Origin of the sequence: Iodobacter fluviatilis (assembly GCF_900451195.1) — a bacterium.
Taxonomy (GTDB): Bacteria; Pseudomonadota; Gammaproteobacteria; order Burkholderiales; family Chitinibacteraceae; genus Iodobacter; species Iodobacter fluviatilis.
The window spans coordinates 633,755-649,359 of the sequence record NZ_UGHR01000001.1; the positions used below are offsets into that span (position 1 = coordinate 633,755).

A 15,605-nucleotide genomic window follows, 5' to 3' on the forward strand; every position below is an offset into this window, starting at 1 on the left:
GTCAAAAAATGGTATGCCATCGCAGTCATATGCTGACGAATTTATATTTATATATTACACCAAATTGACTCTATGTTTCCATTGTGGCGATATGTGTACTGTGCAAGCGCTGATGGGGCATGGAGGTGTGCGGTATTACAATAACTTATATAAAGATTATAAATTGTGGCTGCTTGGGAGTGCACCGCCCTCTGGATCCGTGGTGAGTAAATTAGGCGTATATAAAAAGGCTTGTTCCCAAATTAATTCGATGAATTATTTTTCTGAGCAGTAGAGCCAACAACATGTTTTGCCCCTACATCGATAGCTAAACGGATATTGAACTCTTCATCGTCATTTATTGCACGCATCATTGCTCCTTCAATTTCGTAGCCAGACATATGATTTTCAACTACTAAGTCTTTGTCCATTGGGCATATTGATTTGCATGTGGCCAGCCATTCTATTTGCTCACCTTTCTTGTTAATTAATATCTGCCTAATTTCAAAATCTCTTACTGCTTTTTTTATGATTATCCTCCCATCTTTTATTGAGTAAAATGAAATAACTTCAGGCTCCGGTTCTTCTGTTGCATGGTCGAATTTTTTCTCGCACCCGTATAGAGCGAGAATTAAAATTAAGAGCTTTATTTTGTTTGCTTGCATTGGGTTTTTAATATGGATTTATTTAAATTGTATGGTAATTTATTGGATATTTTATATGAAATATCACTGGTGCTGAAAATATTTGATTAACATGGCAAGTAATTCATTTGTTGATATTTTTATGGATATGCAATTTTATGCGTGGTTTTAATCGTCTTTAAGATGCGCCTTGCTGATCAGTTGTTGTAAGGTAGCTGAGGCGGTTTCAAAGTTAAATTGTCCAATCTGGCTTGCCAGCTCTTCTGTGGCGGGGCCTAAGGTTTTGAAGAGTTGTTCTGCGTGCTGATCAAATAACGTGAGTGAGGCGGTGTCGTTCTGGCTGAGGAGTAAATCCAGCCCGGCCAGGATTTTAGACAAGGGATAGTCTTTCTCTGCAGTGGGTGGAAAAAGCAGCATATTGAGCTGCCCAAGCTCATGGTTTATTTCATCCATCAGCGGGTTTCGTTCTGCTGCGGGTAGCTGCTGATTGAGGCTGGCTTCAAGCCGGGCGGCAAGTTCGGCAATATTTTCGACGCTTAAAACCGCCGCAGCGCCTTTCAACGTATGGGCGATCAGCAGGCTTTCGCGCGGCTGCCCGGCAAGTAAGTGCTCGTCCAGCCGAGCCATATCGCCAGCATGGCTGCTGACAAAGCGGCGGAGTAAATCTAAGTATTTGGCACTGTTTCCTCTGAGCATTTCCAGCGCTCGGCTGATATTCAGCCTAGGCAGCGCGGCCAGCCGGGCAAGCTCTTGTTCATGAATCAGGCTGGCTTGTTTTGTGCGTTGCTCAAAGCGCAGCGGCTGATCTTTGGGGTGAGTTTTAGGTAGCCATTGCAGCAGGGCTTTAAATAAGGATTCGGGGCTGACGGGTTTGGTGATAAAGCCATTTACGCCTGCTTCTTCACAAGCTTGCTTGTTCTCATCAAAGGCGCTGGCGGTTAAGGCGAGAATGGTCTGGTTTTGCCAGCCAGGTAGCTGGCGAATCTTTCTTGTGGCTTCCAGCCCATCCATCACCGGCATTTGAATATCCATCAAAATCAGCTGGTACTGATTGGCCTGGGCTTTTTCCAGCGCTTCCAGCCCGTTGACCGCAGTATCCAGTATCAGGCCACTGCCATCTAGTAAATCCAGAATCACTTCTAGGTTAATAATATTGTCTTCCACGACTAAGAGGCGAGCGCCTGCACTCTGGCGCAGCTCGGCTTCTGTCTGGGCGAGGCTTTGCGGGTCTGGCTGAGTGCGGGGGCCGCTGCCTTTGCTGATCAGTGCCGTAAACCAAAAAATGCTGCCTTTGACGGGTGCAGCCAGTACGCCTGCCTTGCCGCCCATGATTTCGGCAAGGCGCCGGGTGATGGCTAAGCCAAGGCCCGTGCCGCCATATTTACGGGTAGTCGATACATCGGCCTGCTCAAAGTTTTGAAAGAGTCTGGGGATTTTGTCAGGCTCAATGCCGATGCCGCTGTCTTGTACCTGAAAACGCAGCAAGAGCCGCCCATCTGCAAGCTCTTCTTCTACGGCAACACTCAGGGTGATTTGGCCCTGCTCGGTAAATTTCACTGCATTACTGGCGTAATTCAGCAGGGCTTGGCGCAGCCGGGTGGCATCGCCATGCAGCCAGGAGGGCACTTTGCCAATATGGGTTTCAATCGTCAGTCCTTTGGCTGAAGCGTTATCGTTAATTAGTGTGCAGACATTATCAAACAGGGCGGGCAGCGAGAAGTCGCTTTGCTCTAAGTGTAATTTTCCGGCCTCTATTTTAGATAAATCAAGGATGTCGTTAATGACGGATAAGAGGTGTTGGGCAGCGTGATTGATTTTATTGAGCCGCAGCGACTGATGTGGGCTAGCACCATCCCGCAGCAGTAAATGGGTCAGCCCCATAATGGCATTCATGGGGGTGCGAATCTCATGGCTCATATTGGCAAGAAACGCACTTTTGGCCAGATTGGCCGATTCTGCTTTTTCACGCGATTCGGCCAGCTGTACTGTTCGCTCAGAAACCAGCTCTTCTAGGTGAAAGCGGTGGCGGTCCAGCTCCAGCCCTAAGCGTTTTTTCTCGGTGATATCTTCTTGTGTGCCCAGATAGTGGGTGATTTTTCCATCTTCCTGGCGGATGGGGGATATGGTTGCGAACACGGTATAAATTTCACCATTTTTACGCTGGTTAATAAATTCTCCATGCCAAGCCATGCCAGACTTCAGTGCTTGTTTTAAGTTGTTGTAGGTGCTTGCCGGGGTCAGGCCCGATTGCAGAAAACGCGATGGCTGCCCGATGACTTCTTTTTTGCTGTAGCCGGTGTTTTGCACGAACGAGGTGTTTACATAATCGATGCACAAACGTGCGTCGGTAATGATGACGTTTTCCGGGCTTTGCTCTACTGCCAAAAATAATTTGCGTAACTGCTCTTCGGTTTTTTTACGCTCGGTAATATCCAGCACAATGCCGGAGATGCGGTGCAGCTGGCCGTTTTCCAGATACTGCGCCCGGCCTTTACTGATCAGCCAGCGGATTTCCCCGGATTTTTTACAAATACGGTACTCCACCTCAAAGGCTTCCCGGTAAGCATTCTTATTTTTGAGCAGAGATTCTATTCTGAGCCAGTCTTCAGGGCAGATGCACGATCGCCAGTGGCGGCGGCTGATTTTCTGGTTGTCAGGCGTGTCATAGAGCCTAGCGCATTCGGGTGACCAGTAAATTTGATTGTTGGCGATGTCCCAGTTCCAGATGCCCACATGAGCGCCTTCCTGAGCCATCAGCAGGCGCTGCTCACTTTCTCTCAGTGCGGCATTGCTGGCTTCTGCGCTGGAGCGGGCAGAAATGGCGTCTTCCATCAGATTAAGCGCGGCAAGGCGGGCGCGGCTTTGTTTTTCCAGTGCTTCGTTCTGGCTGTTGATCAGAGCGATTTCGGCACATTTACGCTCGGTAATATCCTGTACTGTGCCATACAAGGCAGATATTTTTCCGGATGCATCACGGCTGGCTTTGCCTCTGGCAATCACCCAGCGATGTCCCCCGTCGTCCTTAATTACCCTAGCATCACATTCATAAGCGATGCCTTCTTTTAAACAGCAATTCACTGCACTGGATAATTGCTGCCAGCTCTCTGCCGTAAAATAGTACTGAACTTCGGGATAAAGGGCCGGGCCCAGTGCCGGGTCTCTGCCATAAATAGAGTAAATTTCATCCGACCATTCGTGTACATCTTCGGCTACTTGCCAGCTCCAGCTGCCAATGCAGGCTAGCTGTTGGGCTTCTTTTAACGCTGAAGCACTTTCTTTTAAAGCGGCCTCAGCTTGTTTTCTGGCCTGAATATCTTCGACCACAGAAATAAAATAATTGGGCTCACCCGAAGGGGCTCGTACTAAGGACACGGTGAGGTTGGTCCAGATTAAATCACCCTCTTTGCGTATATATCGTTTTTGCATCGAATAGGTTTGCAGCTGGCCTGCCAGCATCTGCGCTACATAATACTCGTCGGTTTGTAAGTCTTCAGGGTGGGTTATATCCTGAAAGCCAATCTGTAATAGCTCGTCCTGCTGATAGCCCATGATTTGACAAAGCTTTTGGTTTACACGCAGCCATTGCCCGTTGGGGGCGACCAGTGCAATGCCCATGGCGGCTTGCTCAAATGTGGCCTGAAAGCGCAGCTCGCTCTGCAGGAGTTGATTCTGAATAGTGAGCATTTCGTGCCAGCGCGCAGTTTCATTTTTACGCGAGCGGTGCAGGTATTCACTGAGTAAGCTAAGCAAAACCCCATTAATAAGCAAAATGGCCCACTGTAAAAGATCGTATGGAGCCACAATGGCAAAGCTATTTGCGGGGGGGATAAAGTAAGCGGCACAGGCTGCCGATACTAGCGTACTGATCAGGCCCGGTAGGAATCCTCCTAAAAAAGCACTGATTATAATGGGCAAAACATACAGGATCAGCAGTGTCCGATTGCCCAGCGAAACCGAAAACTCGCTGCGAAGAATCAGCGTCAGCATAGGTAGCAGGCAGGCCAGCAAATAGTGCAGGCCCGGATGTGTTTGTAAGCGTTGCCACAGGGGGTGAGGCGCTTTTTCAGCAAGGGCACTCATGGCGTTGTGCCAGATAAATCATCACTGGGTATCGTGGTGTTTGGATGACTTAAAGCTTTGATTTGGCGCTTCAGCTCTATCATATCCAGCTCGCGATCGACCATCGCGGCATTAAAGCGCTCGAGTTCGGCATTGCGCTGGCGTAATTCTTCGGACTGCTGAGTCAGCGTTTGCTCAACAGATTTGCGCTCAGTGATGTCCAGAATCAGGCCGATCAGTGCAGGGTGGCCCTTGTCATCAACTTTACGACCGTAAAACTCAATATCAATCAGCTCGTGATCCTGTCTTACGCCGGTAAAGTAAAAGTGAACGTCACTTATTTCACCGCTTTCGGCGAGCCGGATCAGCTGGTGCACCCGCTCCTGATCTTCTGCGCTGATCAAATGCCCGATATCACCCATATTGATCAGCGTATCGGCATCATCCCATGCAAATATTCTGGCAAAGCCAGGGTTTACATAGTTAAGACGATGCCGCTGAATAATATAAATGCCGGCTAAAGACTGCTCAACGATGGCGCGAAAACGCTCCTCGTTTTCACGTAACACAATTTCGGCCTGTTTTCTTTCGGTGATATCCCGGGACACGCCAAACAGACCGATGATTTTGCCTTTTTCGTCATAAAGCGGTCCTTTGGTAGCTAAAAAAACATGCTGCCCATCCGGCAGATCCAGTGTTTCTTCCTGAGTCAGTACAATGCCATTGTCAATGGCAATGCGGCCCGTTTTGACCAGCATTTCTGCCTGCTCTGGCGGAAAAATATCATGGTCAGATTTTCCCAGTAAATCACTGACACTTTGTGCAACAAAACGGCTGGCCGCTCGGTTGATCAGGATATAGCGGCCTTGCATATCTTTGGCGAAAATGGCGTCTTCCGAGTTGTCTGCAATATTGGAAAAAAGCTTAACGGCTTGTGAGCGCTCATTTTGTAATTGACGGGCATTGGCAGCCAAAACCAATTGCTCCTGCTGGCGCAGCATCACATAGCTTGCTCTGGCCATAAAAAGCGCCAGCAGCCCGACAAGGCTGATCCAGATGGCATCCTTGATGATTTCGTCATAAATCTCCGACTGATCCATCTTGCAAATTAAATACCAATCGGTATCGGGCACTGCACGGCCGATGCCCATTACTTTTTCATTCCGATAGTCACGCCCGCGAAGCATGGCATTAAATGGTAATTTATTACTTAAAAAACGGGATGCAAGCAGGGGTTTAGAAATCGCTATTTTGGTCGTGAGCGCAGGCTCTTTGCTAAAGCGTGGTTTATTTAAAAACAGGATCTGATCACCTTCCTGCCTAAATAAAACGGTATCGCTGGTCTGGCTAGGAACAGGCTGGGTTTCTAATGCAGGAAACAGCCAATTTGCGGGGTTGCTGTGCAAAATAATAAAAGGGGCAGGGCCGTCTTTGATGTTGAGCGGGGCAATAAAGTCTAAGCTGGGCTGGCCTAGGGTATTCAGATAGGGGCCAAACCTTTGTATTTTTTGGGTTCTGATGGCCTGTTGTAATGTGATTTGCAGCGCTGGGTGGGGAGGGAGTTGGGCGGAGCTCCAGAGCAGATTGCCTTCCGAATCGAGCAGGCTGCTGGCCTGGAAGCCTTTTATTTTATTAAATTGCTCCAGCCTCTGAAGTAGCAGCGTTTTCTTGCCCGGATCAGTGTGCCAGTGTTGATAGAGTGCCGCATTAATGTCGCTGGTTTGTAGCAGCGCGGCATCGCCTTCCCGCTCTTTTAGCCAGTCGGATATCTGCCGCATTTTTAAATCCACAATGGCCTGCATTCTGGCTTCATGAATTTCTTCTGCGGTATTTACCCGATAAATAATGCTGGCGACGCTAAAAATCAGAATAAATGCGGCCAGTACCGAAAACAATCCCCCCAGTTTTTTGCCGTAGCCGGAGAGATTATTCCGGGGGATATCCCGGTGCAGCAGTTGTTGCCATACCAGCCCCAGCAGCAGGATGCAGGCCAGCATCATCAGGCTGTCTTTCAGCAGCGAAAGCGGTTCAAGTTCTGATGATCTGGCAGCAAGCAGCATTTCTATCATTTTGCTGCTTAAAATCATGCCCAGTACGGCCATGGCTGAATAGCTCAGCACGGTTTTTAAAATACGGGTAAGAGGTAGTTTTAGCTCTCTGTGCATAGCAGCCCCCGTTTTTTTAGTCGCAATCCAGATAGCGTTCGGCGATGGCGGTGAAATCCGGAAAGTGATCAAGAAAGGCTTGCACAATATCCGGGTCAAAATGCTGACCACTGCCTGATTTAATCATTAATCTGGCTTCTTCATAGGGCAGGGCCTGTTTGTAAACCCGGCGGCAAATCAGGGCATCAAATACATCGGCCAGCGCCATCAGTCTTGCTGATACAGGAATTGCATCGCCTGATAAACCGTCGGGATAACCGCTGCCATTCCATTTTTCGTGGTGCCAGCGGGCAATTTCCTTGGCAAGGGTAAGAAATTCAACCGGATGATCAATATCTTTTTCAGCCATTTCAATGGCTTGGCTACCCAGTTTGGAATGGGTTTTCATGATTTCCCACTCATGGGCGTCTAAGCTATTTGGTTTGAGCAAAATATAATCAGGAATGCCGACTTTACCAATATCGTGCAGAGGGGCTGAGCGGCTGAGTAAGCTGATATATCGCGCATTTAAAGTATCGGTAAAGCGCGGGTGATCCTGTAGCTTAAGTGCAAGCAGCTGTACATAGCTCTGGGTACGCAAAATGTGATTGCCGGTTTCCGGGTCGCGAATCTCGGCCAGGTGGGCTAGCGCACGGATGCTAACCTGCTGGGTCATATCATTTTCTGCCATGCGGCGGGAGATCTCGGCTTCAAGCGCTGTGTTCTGGTTTTTCAGCCAGCTGCGTGCCTGATGGGCCTCAAGCTGGGTGCGGACTCTGGCGAGTAAGACTGCGGGCTTTACGGGCTTGATAATGTAATCAACCGCACCCAGTTGCAATCCCAGCTCTTCACTGCCTGCATCGGCTAAGGCGGTGAGTAAAATAACCGGAATATCCCGTGTTTCGGGCGTTTCCTGAATTTTTTTAAGCACGGCATAGCCATCAAGTCCAGGCATCATGATGTCGAGCAGAATCAAATTAGGTAAGGTCTGGCTGGCCAGAAGGCGCAGGCATCTTTCCCCTGATGACGCCGCAAGTACACGATAGTGGGGAGAGAGTAAACTACTGATTACTAGTAAGTTTTCAGCCAGATCATCAACAAGCAATACTGTGCAGTTACTTTCATTAAACATACGCAGATCACCAAAGAGGCGCTAGTTCGCAGTATAGATTTATCAGGCCGGAAAAGATGCTGAGAATGTTAAGACGTACGCTGTGCTTGGGGGGAAAAATGCGCTTTAAATGATGCTGAATAACCCTAATGCAAAAAGCCCCGATGACTAAACATGCTGCAACGCGCAAAATACGCGCCTAGAATTTATCTTTTTGGAAACGCTCATGGCCAGAAACGCGCTTTACGCCCAATCGGGTGGTGTAACCCCTGTGATTAATGCATCCGCTGCTGCGGTGATTGCGGCCGCCCGTGCTCATCCGGATCAGATTGGCCGTGTGTTTGCCGCCAAAAACGGGGTATTAGGTGTGCTGGCGGAAGAGCTAATTGATACCGCTTGCATGAGCGAAGCCGATTTGGCCGCGCTGGCCGCATCCCCTGGTGGCGCTTTTGGCTCCTGCCGCCACAAGCTGCGCTTTGGCCGCGAGCTGACCCGTTTGTTTGAAGTTTTTGCAGCGCATGATATTGGCTATCTGTTTTATAACGGTGGCGGTGATTCTGCAGATACCTGCATGAAAATCGCTGCGCACGCCGAATATCTTGGCTACGATCTCACCGCGATTCATGTGCCTAAAACGATTGATAACGACTTGCCGCATTCGGATTGCTCGCCAGGCTTTGGCTCGGTGGCCAAATACGTGGGCACATCCATCCGCGAAGCGGGCATGGATGTGGCATCCATGTGTGGCTCCAGCACCAAAGTATTTATTATGGAAGTCATGGGCCGTCATACGGGCTGGATTGCAGCCAGCGCTGGCTTAGCGTCTGGCGAAGGTAACTTGCCTCCGCACCTGATTTTGCTGCCGGAAGTCACATTTAATGCTGCGACTTTCCTTGCTGCGGTTGAAGCGACTATCGCCCGCGAAGGCTATTGTGTGATCGTGGCCGCTGAAGGCATTAAAAACGCCGAAGGCAAATTTGTAGCCGAAGCGGGTGGCACCGATGCCTTTGGTCATGCGCAGCTGGGTGGGGTAGCGCCATATCTGGCACAGCTGATTAAAACCGCTCAAGGCCATAAATGCCATTGGGCAGTGTCTGATTACTTGCAACGTGCAGCGCGCCATATGGCGTCCAAAACCGATGTAGATCAAGCCATGGCCGTGGGCACTGCCGCAGTTGAATTTGCGATGGCCGGTGAGCGTGGCGTAATGCCAACTATCGTTCGTAGCAGCGATGCGCCTTACGCTTGGACGATCGGCTCGGTCAAGCTAGAAGAAGTGGCAAATCACGAGAAACACCTGCCTGCTGAATATATCCGGGCTGATGGCTTTCATATTACGCCAGCTGCACGCAGCTATTTTGCGCCTTTGATTATGGGCGAGGCGATTCCTCCCTATGTAAATGGCCTGCCAGCCTATCCGGTGTGGCATTTTTCCAGCATCGAAGCCAAGCTGGAAGCGTTTAATACAGCTGGGTAAACTTTCTCTATTCTTGATCTAAATAAAAGGGAAGACCACGGTTTACGTGTAAGCTTCCCTTTTTTGCGTGGACAAGATGACTCTTTTTCGCCTGGTACTGGAGTACCTGTCTTACATCCTGACTACGGTTACGGCGCTTTTGCCCATTATTAATCCCCTTTCTACCGCAGCCATTTTGCCTGGAATATCTGTGCATCTATCTGAGGTTGAGCGAAAGCAGCAGGTCAAGCTAGCTTGCTACTATATGGCGGGCATCTTAATTACCTTCCTGATGGCGGGGGGGCTGATTATGGATTTCTTTAATATCTCTATTCCCGGCTTACGCATTGCAGGCGGGATGGTGGTGATTTATTTGGGCTTTAGGATGTTGTTCCCTGATTCACAAGCCCAAGTTGATGAAAATCCGGAACAGAGTGCCCGGCGTGAAATTGCTTTTACCCCGCTAGCCATGCCTTCAATGGCGGGGCCTGGCTCGATTGCGGTGGTGATTTCAATGTCTTCTACCTTGCACTCGCAAAGGCATATCCCTGTTTGGGCTGGTTATTTCTTATTGGTACTTGGCATTGCTGCTACTGCGTTTATCTGCTGGCTTACTTTACGCGCCTCCAGCCGTTTGTTTGCCGTACTGGGGGATGAGGGGATCAGTGCGATTTCAAGAATTATGGGCTTTATGTTGATTTGTATCGGGGTACAGTTTTTTATTAATGGGGTGGGTGAATTACTGCACGACGCAAGCTTTATGCCACGTTAAGGGTTTTATGCTTTATCTTTGATGCTTGGCTTACTCAATCTGCAGCGGTGAACTTTGATGAGATTGCTTTTAGCTTTCGATGTTTTTTTGCCGTTCATGAGTGACGGTAGCATCTGATGAAGATACTGCTGCTGGATTTCGATATTTTTTTGCGCCTGATTGTGGCCGTGTTTTTGGGCGGGCTGATTGGCATTAATCGTTTTATGCATAAAAAGCCAGCGGGTGTGCGCACTCATGCTCTGGTCTCTTTGGGCGCGGCACTGATGATTGCCTTAAATGGTGTGATCAGCCATGACGATGCTCAGGCCTTTAGTCGTGTGGCTCAGGGCTTGATTACAGGGATTGGCTTTTTGGGCGCAGGTTTGATTGTGCATCGCAGCGATAATGTGGTGGAAGGCTTGACCTCCGCCGCATCGATCTGGCTTACCGCTGCGATAGGTTTGGCCTGTGGTGCTGGTTATATTGATATTGCCGCGTTTGTGGTGATTTTAGCACTGCTGGTGATTAATCTGGGAGGGGCATTAGAGCGCTGGGCTGAAAGATGGATGCAGCGCTGGCGTGATGATAAATCACCGCATTAAACTTGGCGCTTTGGTCCTTGCACCGCTCTGAAATAGTTAAAAGCACACAACATCATCCTTTATTCGTGGCTTTTCTGTGTACGAGGGCGTCATGTTTCCCTCCGCTTCACGACTAAATACCCACAGCGTTGATGGTCAGCGGTGTGGGCTTAATCAGGAGGTGTGTGATGGGGGTTAGCGGATGTACATCCTGCCAGACAGGGGGGATGGAGGCGCTGAAGGCTTATGATCATCAGTATCAAATGAAGCTGCAAGAGGATTACGTCAGGCAGACGCAAGTTGCGCCAGAGCGTTTGACTCAGGGGGAGAATAATCCTGTTACGGGTGCAATATCAGGCAGCGTGATTAATCTGAGTGTGTAGTCAGTGGCGCACTGAAGCCAGTGCGCCATCGCTTATAGCCAGCCCTCAACCGCAGTTTTTACTCGCTCCGCCAAGTTTTCTTCCTGGCAATTAATCTCCAGTAAATCATCCATTCCCCGCATCCAGGTGAGCTGGCGTTTGGCTAGCTGGCGGGTGGCGGCAATGCCTTTTTCGCGCATGGTGGGGTAATCCACCATGCCATCTTGATATTCCCAAGCCTGCCGATAGCCTACGCAGCGCATCGATGGCAGTTCCAGTGATAAATCGTATTTAGCCCGCAAGCGGCTGACTTCATCAAGCAGGCCCAGCTCCAGCATTTGCTCAAAACGCAGCGCGATGCGCTCGTGCAGCCATTTTCTGTCTTGCGGCAGCAGGGCGATTTTAAGCAGGCGATAGGGCAGAGCCCCACTGGCTGGCTCAGCCAGCAAATCAGACATTTTGCGGCCAGTAAGCTGGCAGACTTCTAAAGCACGCTCGATGCGCTGGGCGTCGGTGGGTTTAAGTCGCTCTGCGGTGATTGGGTCGATGGCCGCCAGCTTAGCGTGCATGGCGGGCCAGCCGATCAGCGCAGCTTCTTCATGGATTTGTACCCGCAGCGCGGCATCCGCTTGCGGTAATTCATGAATGCCATGCTGCAAGGTGTTGTAATACAGCATGGTGCCGCCCACCAGCACCGGCACTTTGCCGCGCGAGGTGATATCCGCCATTAAAGCCAGGGCATCACGGCGAAATTGCGCGGCAGAATAGGCTTCTTCGGGTGAGATAATGTCGATCAAATGATGCGGTGCACGGGCCAATTCAGCCGCGCTTGGTTTGGCGCTGCCAATATCCATATCTTTAAACACCAGCGCCGAATCAACCGAAATTAACTCTACCGGCAAGCCGCTTTCCAGCAAATGAATCGCACTGGCGGTTTTACCACTGGCGGTAGGGCCCATTAAGAAAATAGCGGGGGAGGAATTCGGCATGGCGATCTAACTTTATAAAAATTGAAAATGATGGGTTTGAGTAAACCCAAATCTTAAAACACGGAGGACACGGCGTTTCGCAGAGAAAAGCAATTTAGGCGTTAGGCTTTTATAGGGTATACAACGACGCAGTCCTTGCTCACCTACAGCGGTGCGCAAGAAAAACAACATGCACACCCTATATAAAACTCTGCATCTTAAACAGATTATTTTTCTGCCAGTTGGATCACTAAGCTGTTTTGATTGTCTGCAATTGCATGTGCGATTTGGGCATCGCCCTGATGCAATTGGGCAAAGCAATGTTGATGTAATATCGCGTACAGGTATTGTGGATCAATGATGTGCTCTGTGCTTATTTGCAGACCAGCCAGCAGCGCTGCGTTATTAATCGCAGCACAACTGCTTATGACCGTACTATCAATGTTAGCAAGCATTTGCTGTTCGAATGCAGACAGCAGCTCACAAAGTTGTTCTTCTTGTTTTGGGGTGAGTGGCATAGTGTTTTCCTGCAAAACTTGTCAATGAAAACGATGGCTTAAAAATTTGACCAGCATTCCGGTAGCCAGCGCGGCAATTAAAGCGGGAAAAAAGGCCAGCAGGCCGATATGGCTTGCCAGTGGTGTCCATACCAAAAAGAACATGCTAAACCCGGTTAGCCCCATTAAAAATCCGCGTAATTGCAGCAATAGCGCATTGCGGCCCGTATTGGCTAGCGTAAATGCCGGAATCACTGTGGCGGCGACGGGAAACCCTGCTAATACACCCGTCATGGTGCTGCCTAAGAGTAGAGAAAGGCTGGAAAGCGCCAATACCAGCAACAGCGCCGCTACCATGCGGGCATACAGCTCGATTTTGGGGAGAGAAGAGCGATTGATTGCCTCGGGGCGAGGGATAAAGTAAATCGCAATCCATAGACCCGCCAGCACGCCAACACTGGCAATAGGCGACATTGCAAGGCCGCTCCAGACTAAAACCAAGGCCGTGAGTAAATAAGCCGCCCAGCCGCAAACAATAGTGCCCAGCCATGAAAAATAGCGGCTGGCATGGGCCAGTACCAGCATATACACCACATTGGCCCAAAGCCCCGCCGATGCGGCCCCCGCTACTTTGATCGCATATTCAGGCCCGTATTCCAGCCATAGCGCCAGCACAATCGGGATGGCCACCAGCGGTAAGCCGCCCAGTAAACCCGCAAGCTGCGGCCCCCAGCGTCGACCGGCCATACTCGCCGCGCCGATCAGTAATGGGGCGGCAAAGAGTTTAACAATTAAGGCGCTGCTGGGCATAGGGGCTCATTGGGGAGAAGTTGCAGGGCGGTGCAAGCCACCATGGGTGTTTCGTGCAGCGCGGCCTTAGCCGCGAAAGCATGGCTTATCTGAATATATTCGCGGCTAAAGCCGCTCCTACGAAAAGTCTTTTTATTAGGCGGGCGTTTTATTTTTCCCTCGCGAGAAGCATAAAAATGCCTTAGCCCCACGAGGGCACTGCGCCAGTCTACTGCCCGCGCATAAACATTTTATCTAATTCATTTAGCGTCATTCGGAACCAGGTGGGGCGGCCGTGATTGCATTGGCCGCTGCGTTCGGTGGCTTCCATCTGACGTAAAAGCGCGTTCATTTCGGTGATGGTGAGGCTGCGATTGGCGCGTACCGAGCCGTGGCAGGCCATGGTGGCGAGTAGCTCGTTTTGTCTGCCTGCCAGCACTTCACTCGCACCCACCATGCGGATATCTTTGAGCACCGCTTGCGCCAGCTCAATCGGATTAGCGTCTTTCAGCAGCATGGGCAGGGAGCGGATGGCCAGCTGTGTAGGGGATTGCACCGAGATCTCGAAACCAATTGCCGCCAGCGTTTCAGCGTGATCTTCAACCGTCGCTACATCGTGTTTATCGGCCGCAAAAACATGCGGGATCAACAACGGTTGGGTGGGCATTTGATGCAGATCGAGCGCGTTTTTAAGCTGCTCGTACACCACCCGCTCGTGCGCAGCATGCATATCCACTACGATCAGCCCTTCGGCATTTTGCGCAAGGATATAAATGCCGTGTAGCTGGCCGAGGGCAAAGCCCAGCGGTGGCACGGTTTCCGAATCGCTGGCGCGGGAAGGCGCGGTGGCAGGGGAGATTGCAGCCGCGGGCATGAGTGCACCGGCTGGAACGGCGGGGGCGAATTTACGTTCTTGAGTGTCGTTACTGAATAAAGGCGTGGATTCGGGTGTCCAGCGGCTTGAATCACTTGGGCTTGCTTCCCCCGGTGCCCGTTTTAAATCTGCAAACATCGTGTCGTAAAAGGCCATCGGCGCTTGCACACGCGGCTGCGCTTGGAAGTTGCCTTGCTTATAGGCCATTTCAGCGTAATTCTTGGGCGTCATGACCGGGGCAGGGGCCATGACGCTAGAGTCTGGCGCGGCGATTTCGCCGGTTTCCGGGTCAATGCCCGCAGGCACGGTGCCAGCGCGTGTGCCAGCCAGCGCTTTTTTCAGGCTGGTGAGCATAAAGCGGTAAATGGCTTGCGATTCCCTAAAGCGCACTTCGATTTTGGTAGGATGAACGTTCACATCCACGCCTTCAGGATCGAGCTCTAAAAACAAGCAATAGGCCGCGTGTTTATCGTGGTGCAATACATCGCGGTAGGCTTCACGCAGGGCGTGCTGCACCACTTTATCCCGTACAAAGCGGCCATTTACAAAGAAATACTGGGCATCGCGGCTGGATTTTCCCAGCGTGGGCGAGCCGGTAATACCCCATAGTCTTAAACCACCGAAACCTTCATCAACCTGCACGCCAGACGCTACAAACTCATCACCTAAAATCGCCGCCGCACGTTTGGCCAAATCGCCCGCTAACAAGCGTAACTGGGCACGGCCATTATGGGTGAGTGTGAACTGCACGCCGGGGTTGGCGAGCGCAAGGCGTTGCACCATATCGCTACAATGGGCAAATTCTGTAGATTCTGATTTTAAAAACTTACGGCGCGCAGGCACTTGGTAGTAAAGCTCGTGTATCTCGATGGTACTGCCCTGGCTGAGCGAAGTAGGCTCTGGCTCGCTGACATGGCCATTATCGGCATCCACCCGCCATGCGTAATCTGAACCTTGCTCGCGGCTGCTGAGAGTTAGCCTAGAGATAGAAGCAATACTCGCCAGCCCCTCGCCCCGAAAACCCAGCGTAGCGACTTTTTGTAAATCATCCAAATCACGGATTTTACTGGTGGCGTGGCGATGCAGGGCCAAGGGTAGCTCGTCTTTGGCAATGCCGCAGCCATCGTCGATCACTTTAATTAGCTTGGTGCCGCCTGCTAATAGCTCAATGCTGAGATTCTGGCTGCCCGCATCGAGGCTGTTTTCCAGTAATTCTTTTAAAGCAGAAGCGGGGCGCTCAACCACCTCGCCTGCGGCAATTTGGTTAATCAGATGATCGGGCAGTTGCTGAATACGAGGCATAGGAGCAGGCGGGCAATAGAGTGAGCGCCGATTATACCTGTGTATTCCTTGTAAGCCTTTGGCATGATTACAGGCAAGGCGGGGCTGG

12 protein-coding genes are annotated in these 15,605 nt (G+C 50.6%); 4 read left to right on the forward strand and 8 right to left on the reverse strand.

What is annotated here, in order from left to right:
- Window positions 1-242: 242 nt before the first annotated feature.
- The 4 genes from DYD62_RS02895 to DYD62_RS02910 all read right to left on the reverse strand — a co-directional run bounded on the left by DYD62_RS02895 (window position 243) and on the right by DYD62_RS02910 (window position 7,958).
- Window positions 243-644 carry a hypothetical protein gene (locus DYD62_RS02895; protein WP_115225992.1) on the reverse strand — a complete coding sequence of 134 codons (402 nt, stop codon included), beginning with the start codon at window positions 642-644 and terminating at the stop codon, window positions 243-245.
- Between the two features lie 147 nt (window positions 645-791).
- Complete coding sequence (locus DYD62_RS02900; protein WP_115225993.1) at window positions 792-4,703, reverse strand: PAS domain S-box protein; 3,912 nt, start codon at window positions 4,701-4,703, stop codon at window positions 792-794.
- Complete coding sequence (locus DYD62_RS02905) at window positions 4,700-6,847, reverse strand: PAS domain-containing protein (protein WP_115225994.1); 2,148 nt, start codon at window positions 6,845-6,847, stop codon at window positions 4,700-4,702. The genes DYD62_RS02900 and DYD62_RS02905 overlap by 4 nt, the downstream gene beginning before the upstream one ends.
- Window positions 6,848-6,863: 16 nt before the next feature.
- A complete protein-coding gene (locus DYD62_RS02910; RefSeq protein WP_115225995.1) occupies window positions 6,864-7,958 on the reverse strand; it encodes an HD-GYP domain-containing protein in 1,095 nt (364 codons plus the stop codon).
- Window positions 7,959-8,163: 205 nt separating this feature from the next.
- Here DYD62_RS02910 and DYD62_RS02915 point away from each other — a divergent pair, with 205 nt between their 5' ends.
- From DYD62_RS02915 to DYD62_RS02930, 4 genes are all read left to right on the forward strand, one after another.
- Window positions 8,164-9,414 carry a 6-phosphofructokinase gene (locus DYD62_RS02915; protein WP_115225996.1) on the forward strand — a complete coding sequence of 417 codons (1,251 nt, stop codon included), beginning with the start codon at window positions 8,164-8,166 and terminating at the stop codon, window positions 9,412-9,414.
- A 76-nt stretch (window positions 9,415-9,490) separates the two neighbouring features.
- The gene (locus tag DYD62_RS02920; RefSeq protein ID WP_115225997.1) at window positions 9,491-10,165 is read left to right on the forward strand and encodes a MarC family NAAT transporter; all 675 of its coding nucleotides are present in this window, start codon (window positions 9,491-9,493) and stop codon (window positions 10,163-10,165) included.
- A gap of 116 nt (window positions 10,166-10,281) precedes the next feature.
- Window positions 10,282-10,746, forward strand: coding sequence for an MgtC/SapB family protein (locus DYD62_RS02925; RefSeq protein WP_115225998.1), 465 nt, complete (start codon window positions 10,282-10,284; stop codon window positions 10,744-10,746).
- Between the two features lie 167 nt (window positions 10,747-10,913).
- Window positions 10,914-11,108 (forward strand): hypothetical protein, encoded by a 195-nt coding sequence (locus DYD62_RS02930; protein WP_115225999.1) that lies wholly within the window; start codon window positions 10,914-10,916, stop codon window positions 11,106-11,108.
- 32 nt (window positions 11,109-11,140) lie between these two features.
- Here the strand turns inward: DYD62_RS02930 and miaA are convergent, their stop codons facing one another.
- The 4 genes from miaA to mutL all read right to left on the reverse strand — a co-directional run bounded on the left by miaA (window position 11,141) and on the right by mutL (window position 15,517).
- A complete protein-coding gene (miaA, locus tag DYD62_RS02935; RefSeq protein ID WP_115226000.1) occupies window positions 11,141-12,076 on the reverse strand; it encodes a tRNA (adenosine(37)-N6)-dimethylallyltransferase MiaA in 936 nt (311 codons plus the stop codon).
- 206 nt (window positions 12,077-12,282) lie between these two features.
- The gene (locus DYD62_RS02940) at window positions 12,283-12,573 is read right to left on the reverse strand and encodes a hypothetical protein (protein ID WP_115226001.1); all 291 of its coding nucleotides are present in this window, start codon (window positions 12,571-12,573) and stop codon (window positions 12,283-12,285) included.
- 21 nt (window positions 12,574-12,594) lie between these two features.
- On the reverse strand, window positions 12,595-13,362 hold the full coding sequence (locus DYD62_RS02945; protein WP_115226002.1) for a hypothetical protein: 768 nt from the start codon (window positions 13,360-13,362) through the stop codon (window positions 12,595-12,597).
- 208 nt (window positions 13,363-13,570) lie between these two features.
- Window positions 13,571-15,517, reverse strand: coding sequence for a DNA mismatch repair endonuclease MutL (gene mutL / locus DYD62_RS02950; protein ID WP_115226003.1), 1,947 nt, complete (start codon window positions 15,515-15,517; stop codon window positions 13,571-13,573).
- Window positions 15,518-15,605: the final 88 nt, after the last annotated feature.

What these genes read in the sequence shown, in the direction of transcription:
- DYD62_RS02895 (WP_115225992.1), bottom strand. Translation starts at nt 644, where the DNA reads ATGCAAGCAAACAAAATAAAGCTCTTAATTTTAATTCTCGCTCTATAC.
- DYD62_RS02900 (WP_115225993.1), bottom strand. Translation starts at nt 4,703, where the DNA reads ATGAGTGCCCTTGCTGAAAAAGCGCCTCACCCCCTGTGGCAACGCTTA.
- DYD62_RS02905 (WP_115225994.1), bottom strand. Translation starts at nt 6,847, where the DNA reads ATGCACAGAGAGCTAAAACTACCTCTTACCCGTATTTTAAAAACCGTG.
- DYD62_RS02910 (WP_115225995.1), bottom strand. Translation starts at nt 7,958, where the DNA reads ATGTTTAATGAAAGTAACTGCACAGTATTGCTTGTTGATGATCTGGCT.
- DYD62_RS02915 (WP_115225996.1), top strand. Translation starts at nt 8,164, where the DNA reads ATGGCCAGAAACGCGCTTTACGCCCAATCGGGTGGTGTAACCCCTGTG.
- DYD62_RS02920 (WP_115225997.1), top strand. Translation starts at nt 9,491, where the DNA reads ATGACTCTTTTTCGCCTGGTACTGGAGTACCTGTCTTACATCCTGACT.
- DYD62_RS02925 (WP_115225998.1), top strand. Translation starts at nt 10,282, where the DNA reads ATGAAGATACTGCTGCTGGATTTCGATATTTTTTTGCGCCTGATTGTG.
- DYD62_RS02930 (WP_115225999.1), top strand. Translation starts at nt 10,914, where the DNA reads ATGGGGGTTAGCGGATGTACATCCTGCCAGACAGGGGGGATGGAGGCG.
- miaA (WP_115226000.1), bottom strand. Translation starts at nt 12,076, where the DNA reads ATGCCGAATTCCTCCCCCGCTATTTTCTTAATGGGCCCTACCGCCAGT.
- DYD62_RS02940 (WP_115226001.1), bottom strand. Translation starts at nt 12,573, where the DNA reads ATGCCACTCACCCCAAAACAAGAAGAACAACTTTGTGAGCTGCTGTCT.
- DYD62_RS02945 (WP_115226002.1), bottom strand. Translation starts at nt 13,362, where the DNA reads ATGCCCAGCAGCGCCTTAATTGTTAAACTCTTTGCCGCCCCATTACTG.
- mutL (WP_115226003.1), bottom strand. Translation starts at nt 15,517, where the DNA reads ATGCCTCGTATTCAGCAACTGCCCGATCATCTGATTAACCAAATTGCC.